This is a genomic window from Halorubrum salipaludis (assembly GCF_002286985.1).
Taxonomy (GTDB): Archaea; Halobacteriota; Halobacteria; order Halobacteriales; family Haloferacaceae; genus Halorubrum; species Halorubrum salipaludis.
Genome location: NZ_NSKC01000011.1, coordinates 62,647 through 83,138 on the forward strand (window position 1 = coordinate 62,647; position 20,492 = coordinate 83,138).

At 52.3% G+C, this 20,492-nt stretch carries 26 protein-coding genes; 12 read left to right on the top strand and 14 right to left on the bottom strand.

Features of this window, described 5'->3' with window-relative positions:
* Positions 1-111: 111 nt before the first annotated feature.
* Positions 112-1,311: a tyrosine-type recombinase/integrase gene (locus CK500_RS15110; protein ID WP_158224051.1), complete on the bottom strand. Its 1,200-nt coding sequence runs from the start codon at positions 1,309-1,311 to the stop codon at positions 112-114.
* Positions 1,304-1,666 carry a hypothetical protein gene (locus CK500_RS15115; protein WP_095638039.1) on the bottom strand — a complete coding sequence of 121 codons (363 nt, stop codon included), beginning with the start codon at positions 1,664-1,666 and terminating at the stop codon, positions 1,304-1,306. Before CK500_RS15115 ends, CK500_RS15110 begins: the two co-directional genes overlap by 8 nt.
* A gap of 389 nt (positions 1,667-2,055) precedes the next feature.
* Between CK500_RS15115 and CK500_RS15120 the strand changes: the two genes are divergently transcribed.
* Positions 2,056-2,718: a hypothetical protein gene (locus CK500_RS15120; protein ID WP_095638040.1), complete on the top strand. Its 663-nt coding sequence runs from the start codon at positions 2,056-2,058 to the stop codon at positions 2,716-2,718.
* A 199-nt stretch (positions 2,719-2,917) separates the two neighbouring features.
* On the opposite strand, the gene CK500_RS15125 is transcribed toward CK500_RS15120, so the two are convergent.
* The gene (locus CK500_RS15125; RefSeq protein WP_095638041.1) at positions 2,918-3,574 is read right to left on the bottom strand and encodes a hypothetical protein; all 657 of its coding nucleotides are present in this window, start codon (positions 3,572-3,574) and stop codon (positions 2,918-2,920) included.
* On the bottom strand, positions 3,567-3,812 hold the full coding sequence (locus tag CK500_RS15130; RefSeq protein ID WP_095638042.1) for a hypothetical protein: 246 nt from the start codon (positions 3,810-3,812) through the stop codon (positions 3,567-3,569). Before CK500_RS15130 ends, CK500_RS15125 begins: the two co-directional genes overlap by 8 nt.
* 519 nt (positions 3,813-4,331) lie before the next feature.
* Here CK500_RS15130 and CK500_RS15140 point away from each other — a divergent pair.
* The 3 genes from CK500_RS15140 to CK500_RS15150 all read left to right on the top strand — a co-directional run bounded on the left by CK500_RS15140 (position 4,332) and on the right by CK500_RS15150 (position 6,233).
* Entirely contained in the window at positions 4,332-4,583 is a 252-nt protein-coding gene (locus CK500_RS15140; RefSeq protein ID WP_394338258.1) for a winged-helix domain-containing protein, read from the top strand.
* A 266-nt stretch (positions 4,584-4,849) separates the two neighbouring features.
* Positions 4,850-5,719 (top strand): ParA family protein, encoded by an 870-nt coding sequence (locus CK500_RS15145; protein ID WP_233139218.1) that lies wholly within the window; start codon positions 4,850-4,852, stop codon positions 5,717-5,719.
* Positions 5,712-6,233, top strand: a complete 522-nt coding sequence (locus tag CK500_RS15150; protein ID WP_095638046.1) for an HNH endonuclease — start codon at positions 5,712-5,714, stop codon at positions 6,231-6,233. Before CK500_RS15145 ends, CK500_RS15150 begins: the two co-directional genes overlap by 8 nt.
* Before the next feature lie 10 nt (positions 6,234-6,243).
* On the opposite strand, the gene CK500_RS15155 is transcribed toward CK500_RS15150, so the two are convergent.
* The 5 genes from CK500_RS15155 to CK500_RS15175 all read right to left on the bottom strand — a co-directional run bounded on the left by CK500_RS15155 (position 6,244) and on the right by CK500_RS15175 (position 9,704).
* Positions 6,244-6,552, bottom strand: coding sequence for a hypothetical protein (locus tag CK500_RS15155; protein WP_095638047.1), 309 nt, complete (start codon positions 6,550-6,552; stop codon positions 6,244-6,246).
* A gap of 143 nt (positions 6,553-6,695) precedes the next feature.
* Positions 6,696-7,319, bottom strand: coding sequence for a helix-turn-helix domain-containing protein (locus CK500_RS15160; RefSeq protein WP_233139220.1), 624 nt, complete (start codon positions 7,317-7,319; stop codon positions 6,696-6,698).
* Positions 7,320-7,433: 114 nt separating this feature from the next.
* The gene (locus CK500_RS15165; protein ID WP_095638049.1) at positions 7,434-7,715 is read right to left on the bottom strand and encodes a helix-turn-helix transcriptional regulator; all 282 of its coding nucleotides are present in this window, start codon (positions 7,713-7,715) and stop codon (positions 7,434-7,436) included.
* Between the two features lie 152 nt (positions 7,716-7,867).
* Positions 7,868-9,040 carry a Fic family protein gene (locus CK500_RS15170; protein ID WP_095638050.1) on the bottom strand — a complete coding sequence of 391 codons (1,173 nt, stop codon included), beginning with the start codon at positions 9,038-9,040 and terminating at the stop codon, positions 7,868-7,870.
* A gap of 181 nt (positions 9,041-9,221) precedes the next feature.
* Positions 9,222-9,704: a GNAT family N-acetyltransferase gene (locus tag CK500_RS15175; RefSeq protein ID WP_094553536.1), complete on the bottom strand. Its 483-nt coding sequence runs from the start codon at positions 9,702-9,704 to the stop codon at positions 9,222-9,224.
* Between the two features lie 111 nt (positions 9,705-9,815).
* Here CK500_RS15175 and CK500_RS15180 point away from each other — a divergent pair, with 111 nt between their 5' ends.
* From CK500_RS15180 to CK500_RS15200, 5 genes are all read left to right on the top strand, one after another.
* A complete protein-coding gene (locus CK500_RS15180) occupies positions 9,816-11,492 on the top strand; it encodes a transposase (protein WP_095638051.1) in 1,677 nt (558 codons plus the stop codon).
* A gap of 273 nt (positions 11,493-11,765) precedes the next feature.
* Positions 11,766-12,248 (top strand): hypothetical protein, encoded by a 483-nt coding sequence (locus tag CK500_RS15185; protein ID WP_144049572.1) that lies wholly within the window; start codon positions 11,766-11,768, stop codon positions 12,246-12,248.
* A 169-nt stretch (positions 12,249-12,417) separates the two neighbouring features.
* Positions 12,418-12,738, top strand: coding sequence for a hypothetical protein (locus tag CK500_RS15190; RefSeq protein WP_095638053.1), 321 nt, complete (start codon positions 12,418-12,420; stop codon positions 12,736-12,738).
* Between the two features lie 130 nt (positions 12,739-12,868).
* Complete coding sequence (locus CK500_RS15195; protein WP_095638054.1) at positions 12,869-13,327, top strand: hypothetical protein; 459 nt, start codon at positions 12,869-12,871, stop codon at positions 13,325-13,327.
* Entirely contained in the window at positions 13,320-13,571 is a 252-nt protein-coding gene (locus CK500_RS15200) for a hypothetical protein (protein WP_095638055.1), read from the top strand. Before CK500_RS15195 ends, CK500_RS15200 begins: the two co-directional genes overlap by 8 nt.
* A gap of 72 nt (positions 13,572-13,643) precedes the next feature.
* Here the strand turns inward: CK500_RS15200 and CK500_RS16970 are convergent, their stop codons facing one another.
* The gene (locus tag CK500_RS16970; RefSeq protein ID WP_144049573.1) at positions 13,644-14,360 is read right to left on the bottom strand and encodes a hypothetical protein; all 717 of its coding nucleotides are present in this window, start codon (positions 14,358-14,360) and stop codon (positions 13,644-13,646) included.
* A gap of 294 nt (positions 14,361-14,654) precedes the next feature.
* Here CK500_RS16970 and CK500_RS16975 point away from each other — a divergent pair, with 294 nt between their 5' ends.
* On the top strand, positions 14,655-15,860 hold the full coding sequence (locus CK500_RS16975) for a hypothetical protein (protein WP_144049574.1): 1,206 nt from the start codon (positions 14,655-14,657) through the stop codon (positions 15,858-15,860).
* Between the two features lie 236 nt (positions 15,861-16,096).
* On the opposite strand, the gene CK500_RS16980 is transcribed toward CK500_RS16975, so the two are convergent.
* Both CK500_RS16980 and CK500_RS15205 read right to left on the bottom strand, forming a co-directional pair.
* On the bottom strand, positions 16,097-16,543 hold the full coding sequence (locus CK500_RS16980) for a hypothetical protein (RefSeq protein ID WP_144049575.1): 447 nt from the start codon (positions 16,541-16,543) through the stop codon (positions 16,097-16,099).
* 331 nt (positions 16,544-16,874) lie between these two features.
* Positions 16,875-17,219 carry a winged helix-turn-helix domain-containing protein gene (locus CK500_RS15205; protein ID WP_050033692.1) on the bottom strand — a complete coding sequence of 115 codons (345 nt, stop codon included), beginning with the start codon at positions 17,217-17,219 and terminating at the stop codon, positions 16,875-16,877.
* Positions 17,220-17,327: 108 nt separating this feature from the next.
* Between CK500_RS15205 and CK500_RS15210 the strand changes: the two genes are divergently transcribed.
* Positions 17,328-17,630 carry a hypothetical protein gene (locus tag CK500_RS15210; protein ID WP_095638056.1) on the top strand — a complete coding sequence of 101 codons (303 nt, stop codon included), beginning with the start codon at positions 17,328-17,330 and terminating at the stop codon, positions 17,628-17,630.
* Between the two features lie 340 nt (positions 17,631-17,970).
* Here the strand turns inward: CK500_RS15210 and CK500_RS15220 are convergent, their stop codons facing one another.
* A complete protein-coding gene (locus CK500_RS15220) occupies positions 17,971-18,792 on the bottom strand; it encodes a recombinase family protein (RefSeq protein WP_198951591.1) in 822 nt (273 codons plus the stop codon).
* Positions 18,793-19,108: 316 nt separating this feature from the next.
* Between CK500_RS15220 and CK500_RS15225 the strand changes: the two genes are divergently transcribed.
* Positions 19,109-20,089, top strand: a complete 981-nt coding sequence (locus CK500_RS15225; protein ID WP_095638057.1) for a metallophosphoesterase family protein — start codon at positions 19,109-19,111, stop codon at positions 20,087-20,089.
* Positions 20,090-20,220: 131 nt separating this feature from the next.
* Here the strand turns inward: CK500_RS15225 and CK500_RS16985 are convergent, their stop codons facing one another.
* A complete protein-coding gene (locus CK500_RS16985; protein ID WP_144049576.1) occupies positions 20,221-20,454 on the bottom strand; it encodes a hypothetical protein in 234 nt (77 codons plus the stop codon).
* Between the last annotated feature and the right edge of the window lie 38 nt (positions 20,455-20,492).

Below are 20,492 nucleotides of genomic sequence, written 5' to 3' on the forward strand. Positions count from 1 at the left end.
GAGTTCGGCTAACTTTCGAGTCCGCTGGGTATCGGCCAGATTGTGCTGACAGATTAGAACCCATTCTACTACTCTCGGTGAGTGAAAAGAGATCGAGGAGAAAACCCCTTTTTAGTCGTAGAACTGGGGGCTTACGTCAAGGAACCGTTCGACGCGGTCGTCCGACCAGTGGGTGTAGTTGTCCATCGTGTTTTCCTCGTCACCGCGGAGCAGTTTCGTCGTCGTTGCGTGTTCTCCCGTACTGGCGGCCTCGAGGCGTTCGTCGATCGTTGATGTTGCCCAGTGGCGGAAGTAGTGCGGATTGATGTTGTCGTCGTCATAGGCTTCATACCAGTATCCGAGCTCTTTCGAGTGGCGGCGAATGTTCTGGGCTACCGTCTGTGGGTGAATCCGCTGTCCCCAATTGTGTGAGACTGTCGTGAACAGTGGCGTGTCAGATTCGAGTGTGCCGGAGTGTACTGCCAGCCATCGGAGGAGAAGGTCGACCATCTCCTCATCAAGCGGGATCGTCCTGTTGACGCTTGTTTTGTTCGACGCTGTTGGGACTCGCCCCCGTTCCTCCCAGAGTGCACCCTCTTCGGGGGTGCTTGGCACGTAGAGGAATGGACGGTCCTTGTGCCGGAGGGCTTTGTGAACTTCCCAGTTACAGGCTGGGTGATCCAAGTAGATATCTTGGAGGTCAGCATTAGTGATGACACCTCTTCGTATCGTTGTTTTCGCCATCAGTGCCGTGATCGCTTCCCAGAGTGGGTGCTGGAAAGCCTGGATGTAGTTGGCCATCTCGTCGACGGCGATTATCTTCGGGTTCCGTGATGAGCCGCTCCCGATGATCTTATCAGCACCTTCGTCGATAGCGAGTTCAATCGGGTTCCCTGACTCGGTGAACAAGGAGTGGCCGCGCTTCAGGCAGAAGTCGTAGAACTGCTTGATTGTCTTTACGTTCCCCCGTTCAGTGGCTCCCCCATAGTTTGGATTCGCAGCCATCGAATGAAAATAATCCCGAGCGTCGTCGATCGAGAGGTTTTCTGGCTGTTTGTCACCACCAGTGTTCCAGTCAATCCCGCTCTCGTGGCGCAGCACCTCACTGCCGTACTTGTCATGCTTCTCTTCGATCGTGTGTTTATCATCGTCTTCGTAGATGATCCAGTCGAACTCGTCGTTGAGCCACCGCTTGAACAACCCTATATGCCATTTGACATTCCGCTGGGTGGAGTCCGCCGAGTGGTTGTGCCGCGTATAGACGAACCAGTCCAGCGGCGGTCGGGTGGGGTCGTTACCGTGCCGTACGGTTCCGTAGTCTGGGTTACTCATTGATTCGGAAGTCGAACCCGTCTTTTTCGACGGGCGAGTCATCGTCTTTGGCTAATCGGAAGAGGTAGTCTGAAGCAAGTTCTTTGAAAGCGTCCTCGAGAACGGTGTTGAGGTCTTTGTAGTCCTCGTCCAGTGCCTCAAGTACGAGCTTCTCCGGGTCATCAGTACCTTCACCTGTACTCTTGATCTCATCGTTCAACGTGCGCGGGTCGAGCGCGACGATGTTACTCTCACCGGCAGAGATCATGATGCGAATGTATTCTGCTGCGCTGTTGTACCCCTCAGCGTCGGAGGCACGTTTCCACATCGCCGTTGGCATCGATACGTACCGTTTCGTGAATTCTGGCTTTGCCATGATTTTCACGCCCAGTTTTACAACTGAACTTGTATTCCTTTATGTAGAAGCCAGACACTTAGTTGTTTTCCCGGTAAGAATAAACAAATGAGAACAGGATGTAAACAGGGAAAATCGATATACTCCAGTTCTCATTTGTCAGTCCTATTTTCAAAATCGCACGAAGGAAGCGTGTTAGAGGATTGGAGTTTACATAACTTCTTTTGTTTTAACGGTGGCCAAAAATAAGAATAGAGTGTATCCGACTGGTTGAACCGGATAAATCTAGAACAAGTCAGTTTGTATCCGAGTGAGTCGGAAAGATAATATTCTCAATATTAAACCTTCCAATCCATTGAACTATGTCAAGTGGCCGATAGAACTATACTATTTTGCTGTCGATTGGTTGTATGGGCGAACAGACGATTCGGTATATGAACGAACGGGGAAGTGTTACGATTGATTCCGAAATCCGAGAGGTCCTAGGTCTGAAAGAAAAAAAGGCACTAGTCAGGTTATGTGAAATTCAAGTCGTGAAAGTTGAGGACGATGAAGTTAATGTTGAGGATTTACCAGACGAAACGTGCCGAACCATTTCTCGGATCAACAACCGCGGGATCGTTAGGATCGACGAGGAAGTACGAGAGGTCTTGGGAATCAACGGTAGGAAAGCAATGCTCAAAATTGGCGATATTGAAATTGCGAAAATTGTTGATGAGCCAACGGCTGAAGTTCGCAGCAGTATCATACCGATCGACATTGGGGCCTTCTACGCGCGTACGGTGGCAGAATGGAGCCAAATAAAAGATGTCTATCTCCGGGCACACCAAGACATCGAATACCCACTAAGTAGGTCAACTGCGATGAAAATCATTGGTACCGGAATACTGATCGCGATGGTCAGTGCTGTACTGTTGGGTCAGAACGGTGCACTTCAAGCGCTTGCGACTGGTGATCGAATTGAATGGATTAGTCTGACCATCGCTCTTACCTTCGGCGTGATCATGGTTGTCCACTTACTCCCTGATCGCAGAGAAGTAGTGCGCAGCCTCATCGAAAACCCGCCAGAGTAGAGTTCTTTCTACTCTCATCTGTGGACGCTCTTAGATAGAGGATTGTTGATGGAGAGCATTCGGGTGGTTTCGACATAGCTATCACTCCTTATGGACAAGGTCAAACAGGAATGCCGCCGTTTCTACCGACGGTTTGACCGACCCAGACCGCTACGGAAGTTCACTACCACCAATCACCGCTACAAGAGCGAGTTTGTCTTTAGCTAAAGTTGTAGTCGGTGTTAGAGGCGTTGACATACTTGTCATTCCCACGTCGATCTGGCACGTAACAAGGGCCACAGCCGCCATCGAAGAACACCGGCGTCTCGATATCAAGTTTGCTCCGTCGCTTCAGTAACTGCGGCATATTACTCCTGAGTTCGCTCACGTACGGTTCTCGCCTCGTTCGAAACGTCTCCCGAGGCGGCCGACGTTCAGTCAGCGGCGGCAGCGAGTCCTTGTAGAGGTCATCAATGGTGAGGATTCGCACATCAAGCACCTGAGCAAGCCACCACGCTTGGCTGGTCACGCCCCACGCGACGACGAGCACAGGCATCGCCCGCGCGAGCAGCGCCCGGTGGGAGATGTTGGCGACCGCATCACGGCCGACGAGCGTCGTGTGCCAGTCTTTACACTCGGCGACGAGGTAATCGGCCGGGTCGTTCTGGAGGTCCGCTCTCCGGGCGACGACGTCCGTCTCAAGCCCGAACAGGAACTCATTCCGTGTTGTCTGGTACCCCCACCGCTCGAACGCTTCTGCTGTCTCTCGTTCGAGCCACCGACCATTTGTCGGATCGTGCTCAAGATCGTCGACTGGTTCCTCCTGATCGCCGAGAGCGCCGATTTTCTCGTTGAGGTCATCGAAGAAATCACTCATCGGTTGAGGCCTCCGTGGCAGCGGCAGCGCGGACGGCCGTATGTTCAAGCGCTGTTGCGATCGCACGGGCTTCCGTCGGGGTGAGTTCGGCAAAGGTAACGCCCCAGCTCCCGCCGACACTAAGCATGAGTTGTGATGGGTCGTCATCACAGAGCGCCACCTGAATCTTCGCCTCTTCTTGGGTGAGCGGACGGTCACGGACGACGTCAGTTTCAAGATCGATTGCTGGGCGGCTCATTGGGATGTACCGTTTGTCGGGAGCATACTCGGTAGGTTGCGAGGCGACGCGGCCTTCGGTGGATGCGGTGTCGTCATGGTTGATTCTAGGGTGTTAATTGCGAGCGATTTGTCTGGTTGGTGAGCGCCGTTCTGGTGGGAGGATAGGTCGTGACTCACATGGCGGGCCAATCCTAGCTTCGCGAGCGCTGGCGGGTACTCGTCAGTCAAAGTTGATTCTGTGTCTTGGACCAGAATCTCAATCCCCCGCGTTGAACCAGTGTACATGGGTTTGTGCGTGTCCACGGAACCCCCCCGCATGGGCCATTTATTGGCACAGATCGGCCAGCATCTTTTTGCGCACAGCGCGTCGTCATCAACGGCCGATGGGGTCCGTGATTATAGCATGTGTATCTGAAGTATTAAACATTAGCTCATATAGGCTAAGTATTGGCTCAAATAGGCTACAAAGGAGGCACAACCCGTGTAACTAACAAAGCTCCCATTGGATGTAGCGAAAATGCGGCCTACTCCGGGGTGGATGACAATGACGGACCTAGTCATCTTGGAGTTTCTCAACGACTACAACCTAGAACTCGCCCCGAAGCCTCTCTACCGGAATTTAAATCGACACGGCCACGACATTGGGTACTCTACAGTACGGGGACGGTTGCCAGAATTAGCCGAGAAGGGGCTCTTAGTGAAGGACAGTGACGGATACTACCAGCTATCTGATCTCGGTCGAGAGTACCTCACAGGCGATATCGACGCAGATGAGTTGGAAGATGCGTAACAGTCGACTTCGATAATCGCGCACCGGTCGTCGCTTTTGTGGCCTCCACCCTCATCATCTGGTAGTTCTGCCGCTCTTTGGGTCTGATCACGATCTATTATTGCTGACCTGCTCAAGTAATTCTGTCAGTAGTAGGCTTGTTCGTCAGTACAGTGCTGCTACGTCTATCCGGGGAATCGCTTTTCATCGTGTTTCTCGTGATGTGGATCTCATCATCCTTGTCCTCCAGACCTGCCTGGAATGTTGGTGTCTGACGTAGAGTTAATATGGCCGCGTTTCGATCATTTCACAGAATGACACAAACGACTGAAACGGGAGAAACGATCAAAACGTCGCCGGCGATTGTGGCGATGCTCAATCAAAAGGGTGGGGTGGGGAAGACAACGCTCACCATCCACGTCGCCGGTGCGCTCGCCGATCGCGGACTCGATGTCCTCGTGGTCGACCTCGCACCGGAGGGGGCGCTCACGTCGATCCTTGGCTACGACGAAGCCTACAGCGACCTCGACCGTGAGGTATCGCTCCACGAGCTCCTCCTAGATCCGAGCCGCGCCGCCGACGTCGAGGACCTCGTGCTCAAGGGCGAGGAGTTCGATCTGCTCCCAGCGAACGAGCGCATGGTCGACCGAACTGGTGGTGAATTGAATGGCGAACCGCGAGCCCGAGAGCGACTGAAGATGACCCTCGACGAGCTCGGCGCAGGCTACGACGTCGTCCTTGTGGATAACATGCCGAGTATCAACGTCCTCACGGACAACGCCCTGGTGGCAAGCGACGGCGTCCTCATCCCGGCGTACGCCGAGGCGCTCTCTGTACAGGGGCTCGACCGCCTCCAAAAGCAGATCGACAGCGTTCGGGAGTACTTTGGCGCAGTCAGGATCCTCGGGATCGTCGCAAACCGCGTCGAGCACAACAAGCAGGCCGACGCGATGCTCGAGCAGCTCCACGCCGAGTTCGAGGACGGGCTTGGCATCCCGGTATTCGACGTGTACAAGCGGGTCGACCTCCAGCGAGCGATCGCCGCACAGGAGCGCTCTATCTTCGCCGCCGAGGAGCTCGACAGTGACATGGCCGAGGTGATCGCCGAGATTGCGGCGCTCGTCGACGACAAACTCGTGGGGCAAGCAAATGACTGACGACGAGGACGACGCTAGCGAGGAGCTGGGGAAGACCAGCGAGAAGATGGGCGGCATCGCCGATCGTTTCGGCGCATCGACCGACACGACTGACACGAGTGAAACATCCGAAACGTCTGAAACGGGCGACACGACTGGAACGCCTGAAACGCCTGAAACGATCGATGTGAGCGACGACGACTCCGCGGCGTCTCCCGATATGACTGAAACGACGGACACGACGCCAATGACTGAAACGGGTGAAACGATCGAAACGTCTGAAACGAGCGACACGCCTGACACGCTCGCCCCCGGCGACGAGGGGTTCGTGCTGCGAGAGGACTGGAACGGGCGGACGATCTACCTCTCGGACGACGACGTCGACGAGCTCGACATCCGCTACTCCGAGGTCAACGTCGAGTGGCAGCGTGAACACGGCGAGCAGCTACCGAAGAACGAGCGGTTCTACCCAGCAGTGATCCGGGCAGGGCTCTCCGGGACGTCGATTGAGGAAGAGCTCGGCCTCGAAGACTAGCTGTTACAATCTAGAAACCGAGCTGGTCTGCCATCCATTTTTCTCCAGCCTTCCCAAGCATCGACTCCCAAGTAGCGAACATCGTCGTGTCGTCGACGTACGCGTCGAACTCATCTTCTAGTATCTCTTCGAAGTCTTCCTCGTCCTCGACTGTCCACGGGCTTTCCTCGAAGAACTCCTCGATGTCGTTGAAGTCAGTATGCCGGCGCATAAAGCTCTCAGAGAACAATTCATCGAACGTCACGGTGTTTTCTCCACTGACAGAATCTAACGAGTCCTCGAGTTCGTCAAAACCACTCATTTCAATTTCAAATCCCATGTGTGTTAGATTCTGTCACAGAAACAAAAATCCCCGCCCGGTCGTTGAGTTGCGAACTACACGAAACGTTCACGAGTTCTTTCCTCAGGTTCCGAAACATCACCGTCTCCGCAAAGTACGTAGTGTACATGCTCTCACTCGGTCTACTTATCGGCAAATTCTCTGAGGAGATCCCCTTCGTCCTCATCGAAATCATCCGGTGAGTACGTCGTCGGGGGTGACTCGTCGTCACCGAGCTCAAGAATAGAATAGAGAGCTTCAACGAGATCATACGCGGCTCCAGGCGAAAGGCCTGTGAGGCTCGCGATCTGCCGGATTGTGACATTTCTCTCACTGTGTGCTTTCACGAGATCGTATGTGAGTGCGTACGTGACGATGCCGTAGTCTTCGAGAACCCGCTCGATCGCTGGATACTCGTTCTTTTGTGCGATCACTTCGATAAGTTCGGGCGTGATCGAGACTTCCGTCTCGCGGACCGTCAGTGTCAGTTCGAACTCTTCAGCGGTGTATACGGCGGTCCCACCATCGTCGTCGACCTTGCTGATCAGGCCCGCCTGTTCCAACTTATGAAGATAGTCGTACACGGTCTTCTTCGAGACGGTCGTTGTTTCAACGAGTTCAGGGCCCGTGGAAGTCGCAGACCGCCGAATTGATGTATAGAGCCTGGCCAGGGACGGGTTCTCGAGTAATTCTGCGAACGTGGAGATTCCGGTAATCGTCCTCGGTGTGTCCCCCGCGTTTCGCACGTGTTCTGTATCGTAGCTCATCTTGTATATAGTTACAAAACTAAAAGCTATGAACGTTTGCCACTGAAATGGGGCGCTGTAGTGTTCACGGGTTGTTGAGCCGAATACCGCGGGGCTCAGTATGAGGCAGATCAGTCAGTCGTCGTGATCAATATACTCGGCTTCCCATTCGGCCCGCGCCTCGATCTCTCTGGTGCCTCGGCGAGTGGTGGTGTACTCGTTGGTTCGCCGGTCGCGCTGGCTTTTCTCGACAAGTCCCTTCTCAACGAGCGTGTCGAGATTCGGATAGAGCCGACCATGGTGGATCTCCTTTTCGTAGTAGTTCTCGAGTTCGTCTTTGATCGCAAGCCCGTGAGGGTCATCAAGACCGGCAATTACGTATAATAGGTCTCGCTGAAACCCTGTGAGGTCATACATATCACAAGTTTGTGTATCCGTGTTTTGAAATACTACTGATCTGGCTCCATTGGAATTCTGGCTCTGTCAAAACCCAATTCTTCGGACATATACCCAGAAGTTGAGACCGGTTGTCTCAATGCGTATGCCTCAAGCCCTCTCTGCTCAGTCGTTCAGAGCTGATCGATCGGCTTGTTGATGATCTGGAAGACTTCGGTCGTCCGGTAGAACCGATTCCGATCTTTCCCGGTGAGTTCTTCGAGTATTCCGTCATCTTCGAGCTGTCCGATCAGTCGGTTAGCCGTGCTGTATTCGACATCCAACCAGTCGGCTGCTGTGTTCACGTCCAGGTACGGATCTTCGAAGAGCCGCATCACCAGTTCAAGGATATTCTCAGACCGCTCGCTCTGATAGCGCTGTTGATAGTCTTCTCGGAGGTCGACTAGCAGGTTGGCCCGCTGGTGGGCCTCATCTGCTTGCGACTGCACGCCACGCAGGAAAAACAGGAGCCACTCTTCCCATTCACCGTGCTGACTGACTGACAAGAGATGATCAACGTAATCTGACCGTCGTGCGTTGAAATACGAACTCAGGTAGAGATACGGCTCGGGCAAGAGACCATCACGTTGCAGAAGGAGACTGATCAATAGCCGCCCGAGTCGTCCGTTCCCATCGAGAAACGGGTGAATCGTCTCGAACTGGTAGTGGATCAGCCCGATTCGGAGAAGTGGATGCAGATTTGTCTCTTGGTTCGCATACTCGAGCAAGTCTTCGAGAAGGTCGGGGATCTCGTTCGGGGGCGGCGGCACGTACCTGGCGTCTTGGATGTATGGCGTACTGCCGATAAAGTTCTGAGTCGTACGGAGTTCTCCTGGGTCAGCCTCATCCCCACGGACACCCGAAAGCAACCGGTCGTGCATCTCGCATAGCAATTCGACGGTGATTGGATCGCCAGCTGTGATCGCATCCAATCCGTGCGTCAGCGCGTGTAGATAGTTCACGACTTCTTGGGTGCCCTGCTGCCTGTCTTCGTCGATGAGAGCCTCCTGTCCAGCCTCATAGGCGTAGATGTCTGAAAGAGTAGCATGTGTGCCCTCGATTTGCGAGGACTCCAGCGCTTCTTTTCGGATGAACGGCTCGATCAGGATCTCCCTTGAGCCGACACGTGGACCGATGCCGTGAAGTCGGCCAAGTGCCTGTGTCGCCTCCGCCAGCGGTGTAATGAGTTCCTCAGTACTGATTGAGGGCGGAAGCGGGTCAGGTTGAAACGCCGAATACGTCCCCTTCGACGTCGTCGTGGGAACGATCTCACCGGGTGCTGCCTCGTCGAAGTCATCTCGCTCCATTAGTGGTATTCCTACGAATACTCCCACCACTATTGGTATTTTTGGTACTAAATCAAAATAACAGTCTGGCTGATTGCGCTGTTACAACTACTCAGGATCTTTGGGGACAGGTTTGGAGGCACATATCTTTTCGCTGGCTTTGCGGGGGAGCACCTGCTCAGTGTGTCTGCAACTCGAGCGATTAGGACAGTTGTTTCGTCAGTTCTACACTCGGAATCTCCGGTGTGCCGGGTCCACTTGCATCGATTTCGCGCTGTTTTTCGAAGCCAAGTGTTTCGTAGAAGCCAACAGCGTTTAGCGACGCGGGAACGATTAGCTCCTCTACGCCTTCCTGTCGTGCGATTGTTTCGAGTTCCTCAACAATTGTGCGCCCGATTCCTTGTCCTGTGTAGTCGGGATCAACAAATGTTGCAGCCAGCACGTTCTCGTCGAGGTGGATGCTGCCCCAGCCAACAATCAATCCATCTAATTCAGCAATAATTGGACGACACGAATCGTCGGTAAACTCATCTTCAGGAATTGCCTCAGCATCTGGCTCAGCGGGTGCCAGAAGCGCAAGCTGTTCGTCCGTGTAGTACTCTTCTCCGTTCTCTCGAAGCGACTCCGATTGGATACGCGCCATTGCTGCTGCGTCTTCAGGAGACGCCTCTCGAAGAGAGACCATTATGTGAACAAGCAAACAGCTAGAATAATAGCTTTCCCCCAGATTGAGCAATCCTCGTTTATATCGAGCAGTTAGACGAATACTTGAGCGTGTCGTGGTCACCCTCTAGTCGTGGCTCCAACCCGTGAGTCTCGCCGTACCGTCTTCCGGCAGATCGCCCAGCTATCCTATATCGACTGGCCCACGTACAAGTCGAGTTCACTGTTCGATCGCACGTCGCTTTCCGGATTAGGGTCGGACGTTCGTCTCGTTGCGGAAACATGGTTCCAGCTTGACGATCACGATGGCGTTGATCCATTCATCCACGCAGTGCCGCTCGCATACGTTCAGTTCGATGCCCATGACCGATACGCAGGCTCGACGAGCTACGAGATGGAGACACTATTTCGCCTGTTCCTGCTGAAAGAATGCCACGGCTGGGACCACGAAACTGCCCTCATCGAATACCTCACTCAGCACCCCGATCTCTGTGATCAACTTGGCTTGGAGTCGGTCCCCGATCAGTCCACGCTGTGGCGCAGCTGGCACCACCGATTCACAGCTACACTCCAAGATACTGTTGAGACCGCAGCGCGAACCATCCTCATCAAAGCACAGAACGCGGGCGTCACGGTCCCGCGCGAGCCAAACCGACAGAGTCGCAGACACTGTGACGAGGGTCCGGAATCGGACCCCGATGACCAGACCGTATTGAAACAAGCCGAGACAGTCACTGAGCGGGTCGGTGATGTTGCGTTCCAAGCGTTCTCACTGGACCGTGGCGAGTGCTGTGAAATCCACGAGAACGCCTACTGGGGCCTCCAGACCTATCTCGGACTTCGCGAGAACTTGGCTGTCAACGAAGGCGCTCGGAGCTTTATTCACGAGTCGAACCGAGACCGTACACCACTTGGCCACGCCCATCGCGAGCATGTACGCGATCTCTCAATCGAACAGATACGGAAGATGTATCGCCAGGCGGTGAGTCGACTGCTGGACCGGGTAGCAGACACAGAGGAGTTCTTCCGGGCTGGCATCGTCGCCATAGACATTACTGAGTCCGACCCGTTCACCGGCGATAGGACGGACCACGAAGACGAGATTATCGGCACGAAGGAGAAGAACGACGAGTACGCCTACCAGTGGGCGACGGTCCAGCTGGTCGGGAATGCTGTTCCGATAGTCCTCGATGCGTGCCCAGTTCGGAAAGGCGACACCCGGAAGGAGATCGTCGAGGACCTCTTGGACTCGGCAGAGGCGGCTGTTCATGTTGATAACGTCCTGATGGACCGAGAGTTCGACAGCCAGCACATCCTGGAGATGATCAGCCAACGCGGCCTCTCCTACGTCGTCCCGAAGCGGATGCAGACCAGTGAAAGAGCGCAGGCGAATCGGCTCCTCAAGAAGGGAAAGGACCGCTACGAGACCGATCGGAAGTTACATCTCGGCGATAATGAGTGGCACTCGACGACACTGATCTACCGACGCAAAGAGAACTCCGAACACACCGATCATCGGCAGTACTCGGTCTTCATGACGAACCGAGGCAACGGCCTGCTCACAGAGTACGGGTACCGATGGGAAATTGAGAGCGGGTACAAGTCGATCAAGCGGTTCATGGCCGCGACGACCTCGAAGAACTTCGGCCTGCGGTTTTTTTACTTCGCATGTGCGTGTCTTCTGTACTCGATCTGGCGGGCTGTGGACCTGCTTGTGCAGGTCGAATTAACCGGTGAATACGAACGCTCGTCCATTGTGACAGCCGATAATACGCTGACGCTGGTGAAGAAGGAAACGGGAATCGGATAGAGCGGTACTCACCCCGTGGTAGCCCGACTCTGAGTGGCTGCGCTGTCGAAAGTGGCCGAAATTCGCGTACATGGTTGAGATTTCAACAATATGGGGCCATTTGGAGAGCAATCTGAGTCAATTTCCGCTCTCCGATTCGGCCAAAACCATACATCACAGGCCCGCTATACCCACTGTAGTCTCAACTTCACCATATACCAACCAGAAACAGCCGGTCGATGAGAGTTACGTACTCGGCCGAACAACTAACAATACGGTAAGAAAATAACAGGTATGGAACATCTCGACGGTGGTCGGGTCTGGAGGTGTGTCTTCGGTGACCGTCTCTCTCGTTGGGCCGTTATCGGTTCTGTTGTCGGTCTCTTGGGTTTCGCGTCTGTCGCGTTTCTCCTCGGGATGGGTGTCCGCCTCTATGACTTCTGGGGTTGGCTCGTGATTGTTCCGGGAACTGCCGTCATTGCGGGGATTCTCGGTGCGGGCTTAATCCCAACCGTCGGCACACTGTGGCTGATTTGCCTCTGGGGGTACGCTTTTCCACCACTCGTCGGTTATCTCTCTGGTGAGTGGATGGGGGCAGGCCGGTACACTTCGCCGAGAATGCTGGGGTTCGCATACGGGTCTGCCCGCGCCGAATTACTCGGAGGACTCGAAACAAGTGTTAATTTTGGGCTGGCGCTTGCGGTCATTGTCGGAACGACCGGCTACGTCGTAGGTTTCGTCATCCGATGGATGGCGACGCGCATACGGTCGGCTTGATTACTAAACATTCTGTACTGACAGAGTTAGAGGAGAGCGTATCACGATCTAATGAGTTCGACAGGGCAACCTAGTCGACAACGCTTGGACCGCCGGTGCGCTTATTATTACTATAGTATAGTAACAAGCAAGCGCAGCAGGGTGGCTTGCGGCGCGCAGGTGGTCACAAATGAATGATTCAACGGCTGATGTAGCCGAAACGCTATTCAAGAATCGATCGGGGTACCCGACGTTTCGTGTCACACTTGATGACGAGCGCACGTTCGAGGTATCGTGTGACGGTTTCGAGTACGATCCCGTGGAGGGGCATGGTGAAGGGTTCCTCCGATTCACGGTCGAGTTTCCCGACGTTCCAGAGTTTGACCTTGGACCGGATCGATTCGCTACAGAGCAATCCGAGGCGAGTATCGTTGAGATGGCCGACGGCTGGGGAACGCCGATCCTTAGCGCTGGGGTCCAGTCCGTCGAGGACGGCGAACTTGTCCAATGAGAGTACCCAACCCTCGGAACAATCGCGACGATCGAGGAGGTGGACAATGGCGAGTAGTGACGCTGTTCTAAGTCCAGATCGAGAGTACAAGTATCGACTTAGTCGAACGACTCTGGAGGTGACTGAGTAGATGGCGAATCAACTGACGACCACTGGCGACGGACTCGCCCTCCAGGTGACCAAACCGGCACGGAGCGCCGGACTCGTCGAGGAGGATGCCGACGGCGACACCCGGAACCGCGCTGCGGTCGTCGCGTACGGGTTCGACGACCTGATCCTCGTGCTGGACCGGGACAATGACCGCGTCCCGATGGCCGACCGCGCCGAGCTGGTCGCGCTCGCAGCGAAGGAGACCGAGTCGATCCACCGCGGGATCGACACCCGGATTCAGCACTCGGGCAATGGGTATCGCGTGCAGGTGCCGACGACCGGGACGGGCTTTCAGGCCGGCGAGGGCCTCCCGTGTCACGCTGCGCCCGGCCTCCTGGTCATGGCACCGCTCGATGCGTCGGTCGAGACGCGGCACCTACTGGAGACGCGGCGGTCGCAGGCGCTCGATACTGAGGTAGGTCGTAGTTCCGATGGATAAGTACGACCGCCTCCTCGACCTGATCGCCGCCCACCCCGGCGCCGATCTAGACGAGCTTCACGAGTTGGCCGACGATGCCGATGGCCTCGACGCTGCCTCCGTCGACGACTGCCTCGACAACGCACTCGCCCGCGAGGACGCGCTCGAAGCGAACGAGCACTACTGGGTCATGCGGACGGGGCGATTCCACCCCGACGAGTATGACCACCCGATGACGGGCGAGTGGCGCGATCGAGATGATTAGCTGATTGTTTCTTTAGCAGATGTCCCGTATTTCTCAGTCATAAATATCCACTAAAATAAATTCATACGATCACTATTCTGCTCTTGAGGTATAATATCCATTTATTAATGCATCAGTCATCTTCTGTTCAAAGTACCAGCGTTCTCTGAATGAGAATACAGATACAATCCCAATTATTATCATTATGATAAGCGTATCACCCCAATTAAGAACTGCTGTATATCCTAAAACGGGCCATACAAATTGGACTGTGAAAAGAAGCGGCATAGCTAACAATCCCAATATATACAGACTCCGATGAAATCGAGAGAGAATAGTAAATCGGTTTAATCTACCAATCTTATTCCCAATCACATATTCTTGACAGAGTCTAAACAATGCAGAATCATCTATCCTCTGGTCTACATTATCAATTGAATTGATGTCTTCATTCAAAAAGTGAGGGATAGAATCTTCTAAAAACATTTTTCTTATTGTTGGGTTGTTATCTTCCCGAGCCTTGTTCATCTCTTCACTAAAATGCTGCTTAGCTGATTGATGTCTATCAGACCATGAGATTTGAACGATTACATTGTCCAACTCGCGAGATACACCCTCTTGAAAAACTCGACCAAATGTATAACTCAGTACTAATACGGTTAATGCTGCAAGCAACCCACCTTCCGAATAGAATACCAACAGACTCTCTACTAATCTCTGTGGTGTGAGGATTGATACAAGTAATAACAACAGAACACCCGGAACGACGTTAACTGTAATATCCCACAGCGTGAACTGACTGATATTCATTATATTAATTTAAAAGAGAGATTTAAAAATAATGACGTGTGATACTATTGAGCTGGTCGGTGTTTTTTGCCAACTTGGTGTTCTCATATTCACTGTGTTAGTGTACGGCACTACTCTTGATTCTATACTTTCTTGTCCCGCGACAAATATTTCTCATGAACGGTTATCGTTCGCCGAAGACTGCGAGTATAGTAACTAATGTCGATACAATCTTCCAGGTGCGTTCTATCCACTCATATTTTCACGACCAAAACCACATGATAGATTACATTTGAGTTCGGTGTATTACCCTATATGTCTAGCAAGGAAGTCGTTGCTGCAAGAAAAGCGATAGAAGAGAAATCATCTAGTCTTGAAGAATACTTCAGGGGAATTGATGAGGTGAGATATATCTATGACTTTTCACTCTTACACAGAAGGTCAAAGCAATCAGTTCTTACTTGGACAGAAGGTCGCTGGTTCTTTAAATATCACAATAGAAAGAGTAAATTCAGGAATGCTTATCGGGATTTCACTCATTATATCATATTTTCCCACGCGACCATAGAATACCTCTCCGCCAAATTAATACAGGAAAGTATTGGTGCTAAGGAGAACAAGGAGGTGTTTGAGAAAATCATCGACGATCTAGGCCAGTATGAGAGGGAAAAACGACTGAAGCAAATGGGCGTTCTTGATTCTGGAAAATTAGAAGATAATTTGAATCGAATTCGTGGTTTGCGGAATGATCTTGTACACAACATGCGAGCACAATTCGACATAGAACAGAGAGGACATCCAGCGGACATAATAGACCGTGTCTGGAATACTATTTCTAGTCTTTGTAAATTAGTATACGCCCAGAATTTAGAAGAGATAACGTCATATCTAGCAGAGTGTTATCGTGAACCTCCTCGACTCTCTATAGGAGATCTTCCGACTGCGAAATTAGTGGACGAGTACCAATATGCCAAAAATGAGGGTATGCGTCTTGAGGAGTATAATGAGGAGTTCAAAAACAGGGGGTTTGACCCCGAGAAGGCACCAGTATACAATTCAATTGAATATATTGAAAACCTAGATCACCTGTGGATGGGAGGTGGTCCTCCAGAAGCATATTCTGGCATGGGTCTAGTGGAGGTCATCAAATTCAATATACCAGGATCCGCGATGCGTGCTGAAGAAAAACAGTACACAGTGGAATTCAAAATCAATGAGTCTCCGAAATTTCTCACCCCACCTTTCACCGAGGAAGAGCCTAACTTGGAAGAAGTTGAATACTACGTGGTCTTGATTATTGGAGGAGAAGTGTATGATGTTCGCCCAAACACTTCTTCGGGAAGAGCTAAGAAAGAACAAATAGTACCGGGGGATAAGCAGAGGGTCAACTTTTCAGCAGAAATTCATGAAGAAGGAACCCACGAAGTAAAATTTGGAATACATGTTTACTCAACCAATGATAGGATAGAATGGATTGAAGATCCACCGGCGTTTGGTGAGGTAGAAGTGTTTAATCCATAGCGGCTCTGTTGAAATCCTTAGAAAGTGATATATTCTACTTCGATTACGGCCAATACAGGGAGCCCTAGATTTCTATAGAGGATTTCCTATAGAGAGTCCTTTAGGAGAGCTTATACAGATGCGGCTCTGTTGAAATCCTATTCTTCAGACATTTTCTCACGTGAAACAGCCGGTTGCTGAAAGGTGCTTACAGAGTATTTCAACAGAGTCCAGACCACCAATCTCAACCGTTTTAACTACCCACCGAGTGCGTCAATTCCGGTGTAGTAATACTGGTTTTCGTAGTGGATATACGCGGCATAGCAATCCGTGTCCAACAGCTCCGGTCGCTCAGAGGTGGCGTACCGTCCCATTTCTTCGGAGTTGGACCGCAGATCGTCTATCGCACTCTCTACCTCCTCCTGTGCTCCGGCGGGAAGATCCGCAAACTGGCATCGAACACTGCTTTCGTCGATATCGTCTGTCGGTTCTGATACGGAGATTACGTGTGACGTGGAATCATCGTCCGCTTCGCTATTGTTTCCCGTAGTATCATTTTCATCGTTTCCGACCGAGTCGTCTGCTTCACTACTGTCGTCCGTAGAATCATTGTCACCGTTTCGGGCCGGCTCTGTCTCTTGTCCCAGACATCCACTGATACCAGCGGTAACTCCGCAGTATATCAGAAGCCGTCTGCGGTTCATACAAAAAACCGTGAATATGAGACGGTATATGCTTTCTCCAAATATTGTTCTGAGTAATTTGTGAGTTCCTTGAACGGACCGCAACCGGGGCAGAATATATCACTTACTGAGGATTTCAACAGAGCCACAGATGCCTGTAGGAACTGGCGACGTGCCGACGGCCCCCTGTATTTTCTGACGGTAATCCCAGCGATAGCCGGCGTCCCCGCTGTCGTCTAGCGATTTATCCCCCGAAAAGTCAGATGGTAGTACAGTTTATTTGAGTGTTGACACTATACCCGTCGCTATGAAGAGAAGCTGGTTGCGGGGTCAAAAGGAACCGAGTCGGTGATTACAGCTCGACGTCGTCGTCGATCTCGTAGAGCCGGTGGAGCGTGAGCCCCTGGAGCTTGTAGAGCATCTCTCCCAGCTCGTCGTCCTCGTTCAGGGTGTAGAAGCTGCTGGCCCCGCGGTCAACCTCTTCGACGATCCCCAATTCGGTGAGCTGTTCGAGCTGCTCGTACACCGTGCTTCGCGACGTGTCGCTGAGGCGCGCGATGTCGCTGACGTTGAGTTCTCGGCTCTTGTTGGTGACGAAGGCTTCGATGATGCGTGCGCGTTCCTGCGATTTGAACAGGGTCGGCAGCGATCCTCTCCCGGCTAGGTCATGGTCGAGTCGCGTCGTCGCGGATGACATATCCTACTGTATCCCATCTGTGGGTATAAATCTGTGGAATAGGTTGAACACTACTATCATAATAACCGACAGTTTTTAGTGCGCAGGCCTATAAGTACATACTATAGAATGAGCGAGCAGGATATCAAGAACCGAATTGTCGAGACTCTTCTCAACGACCGAGTGACCGGCTCTAACAAGGTATCTATCGATACCCTTCTCAACTACGCGGTGCGGGATAGTGAGCAGGGACAGGCCCGCCGACTGTTAAAAGGCGAGATGTTACCGAAATCAGAGGGGTCCATCCAGCAGGTGGGTGGCGGGGCTCGGGAGAACGTCCAACTGGCCGACATCGAGGAGGCTACCCGATACGTCTACAGGAACAGCGGAGACGTACCGTGGAAGTTGAAGCAGAAATACATCGAAGACTGACGGGCCGAGGGGTGGGGGTATCGTCGCCGGATCATGCCTCCAAATCGAATGAAGAGGAGGGTTTGTTAGCGTTCGTCGACGCCGGCCGCCTCCTCTAATCTCTCGACGCGTTCACGCAGCTTTTCGAGGTCGGGATCCTCGGCTCGGGCGTCTTCCAGGGGGCGGACGTCGGTGAGTGCTTCGTCGACGCGCTCGTCTCGGCCTCGCCGCCAAGGTAGAAGCCGCGCCGATCTTGGTGGAGGCTCGTCCCCGTCGGGAGATCGGTGAGAATCTTGAGTTTCCGAATGGCTGTTCTACGCGCACGAACGATTCGGATCGGAGCCGAAGGGGGAGGGAGGGGTTAGCGGTCGTCGACGTTGGTAGCATCCTCCAGCCGCTCCACTCGCTCTCGCAACGCTTCGAGGTCGGGGGCCTCGGTCCGTGCGTCCTCCAGCGGTCGGACGTCGCCGAGTGCCTCGTTGACGCGTTCGTCGTCCGCCTCGCCACCGAGGTAGAGGTCGCGCCGGTCTTGGTGAAGGCTCCGGAGCGTCGACTCAGCGAGACCGGTGTCGTTGGCGACCTTCGCGAAGGCTTCCCCGCGGTCCACACGGGCGACGGCCTCGCGGACGTGTAGGAACTCGGCGGGATCAACGCGCAGGTAGCCGTCCTCGACGACGAACCCTGCCGGCGGCCTCCCCGTCCACTTTCCGGCGGACTGTGCGGCACGGACGCCCGATCGGATTCGCTGGAGCTTTTGCTGGTGTTCTATCTGTGCGAGGTCTCCCATCAGCCGGGCGACCATGCTGTATATCGTTTGCTGGAGATCGCCGTCGTCGACGTGAATCTTCAAGCCGACGTCGAGGGCCTCGACGCCGGTGTCGTGCTCCAAGCAGTGTTGAATGAATTCGTGAATCTCAGTCGGTCCGAGGCGAGAGAGTCGGCTGATCTCGTGAACGACGACGAGGTCGAACCGCTCGGTTTCGACGTCGTCGAGGAGCTGGTTATAGACCTCGCGGGTGTCGGTGTCGGCGGCGCCCGAGACGACCTCGGGGTACTCCTCGACGTCTTCCACACCGAGACGCTCCAGGTGTTCGCGCGCCTCGTCGAGCTGTCGAGACACGTCCTGGTCCGACGTCGAGACTCGGGCGTAGATCGCCGCGGTCGTGGGTCCGTTCTCGCTCATGTTTTCGAGGACACACCACTAATTTAAACAAGTGGGGGTTTCTGCGGTTCCACGAATACCACTACCTTTTGACTCTATTGGCAGTAGAGTTGTTACCTCATAACAACTTGTCTGAATAACACGATCACAATCAGAATGATTGGAATACTCTCACATAGCAGAGCAAGAAGAGGTTTCCATGAAGAGTTCAGTCGTTGGAGGAAGTAGCAGAAGGAGGAAATATATGTCGCATGAATAATATATAAAACCTTACATTTAACACAGCTGTTATAATCACACGGCCTTTTTATCTAAATAATATTAGTTTCCAATTATCATGGTTGGTGAATTTGAAAAATATATTGAAAATGAAATCGTCATCCTGACCCGGATTGACGTAAATGAGCCGAAAGTAGCAAGTTTGAGAGTGCGGCGGTCAAATGGTACTACTCATCAATTTCGGTTATCAGATAACGAACCACTGAACATATGTTGGGCAGTCGGTGAAGAATATGAATTAAAAGATGTCGAGCTGCGGTCTAGATCGGATGGAGGGCATTTTTTAGCTGAGACTGACAATACATCGGTTAGAAGAGTCTCAAACGATGCCTTTGACTTCTTGGTAGTAGGTGATACCCATTTTGGATATAGAAATCGAACAACCAATGTTGATTCTCGGTATATAAATGGATATGAATTTAATGTTTTAGATCTATTAGTTGAACTATCTGATAAGTGGAATATTGATGGCATATTACACACTGGAGACTTGTTCGACCACAGAGTGGATAAATACGGATACAGTAATGTTAAAGAGAAATTTGATCAACTTGGTGATATGGATGTTGAGGTATTGTTTGTAACTGGAAATCATGATAATAAAGTAGAGAGTAGAATTTCATCAATTTCTTCTCTTCCCAATATAAACAGACTTGATCAGACTGCTAACTGGGGGTCTATGGGTGGGTTCAATATTCTAGGACTGAATTCCAGTTCCTTCAATAATATATCCGATTTTGATTGGACAAAGTTCGAACAAAAGTATAAAGGACCGAACGTGCTCATCGCACACCCAAAGAGCATAGATATGGAGCTATCGACATTTGATCAGCTAATAAAAGATACTAATGAGGAATGGTTTATTTTTCTTGGACATCATCACGAAGAAGGAGAAATTGATGAGAAAAATCTAAAAATAATTTTTACTGGATTTCCAAGTAAACTAGATGATACAGGTTCTGTATGGAGAATGAGAGGAGGAAATGGGCACTGTAGAATCGTCCGTCACCGGCTCGGTAAGTGGAACAAATTATACTAATTCGTATTATAAAATCGGGCTGATAACCAGATCGGGCTTACTTGCGACAGTCACTTGTAGTGATTTGTGCTATCTACTTGTTATCCTATGCGTCCGATATCTATCAGTTTTCTACGGATATAGATCACTACTCAGTCGTCCATTTCAAAAAATCCTCTTCTCAATTGCCGTTTCTCTCCCTCTGTATGCTGGTCGTAGTGTTCTTCGATAACATCGGTAGATACGTCGATCCGGTCGGACACCAGTTCCTTCGAGTGACCCTTGTTGAGCCACGCGGTAATAGCGCCGCGACGGAACGAGTGAGGCTTCACGGAGTCGGGACAGTCGGAAGCGTTCAATTTCTTCGTAGCCTCGCACGTCTCCATCTCACGCTCTTCAACAAGACAGATAGCTTGTTCACTTG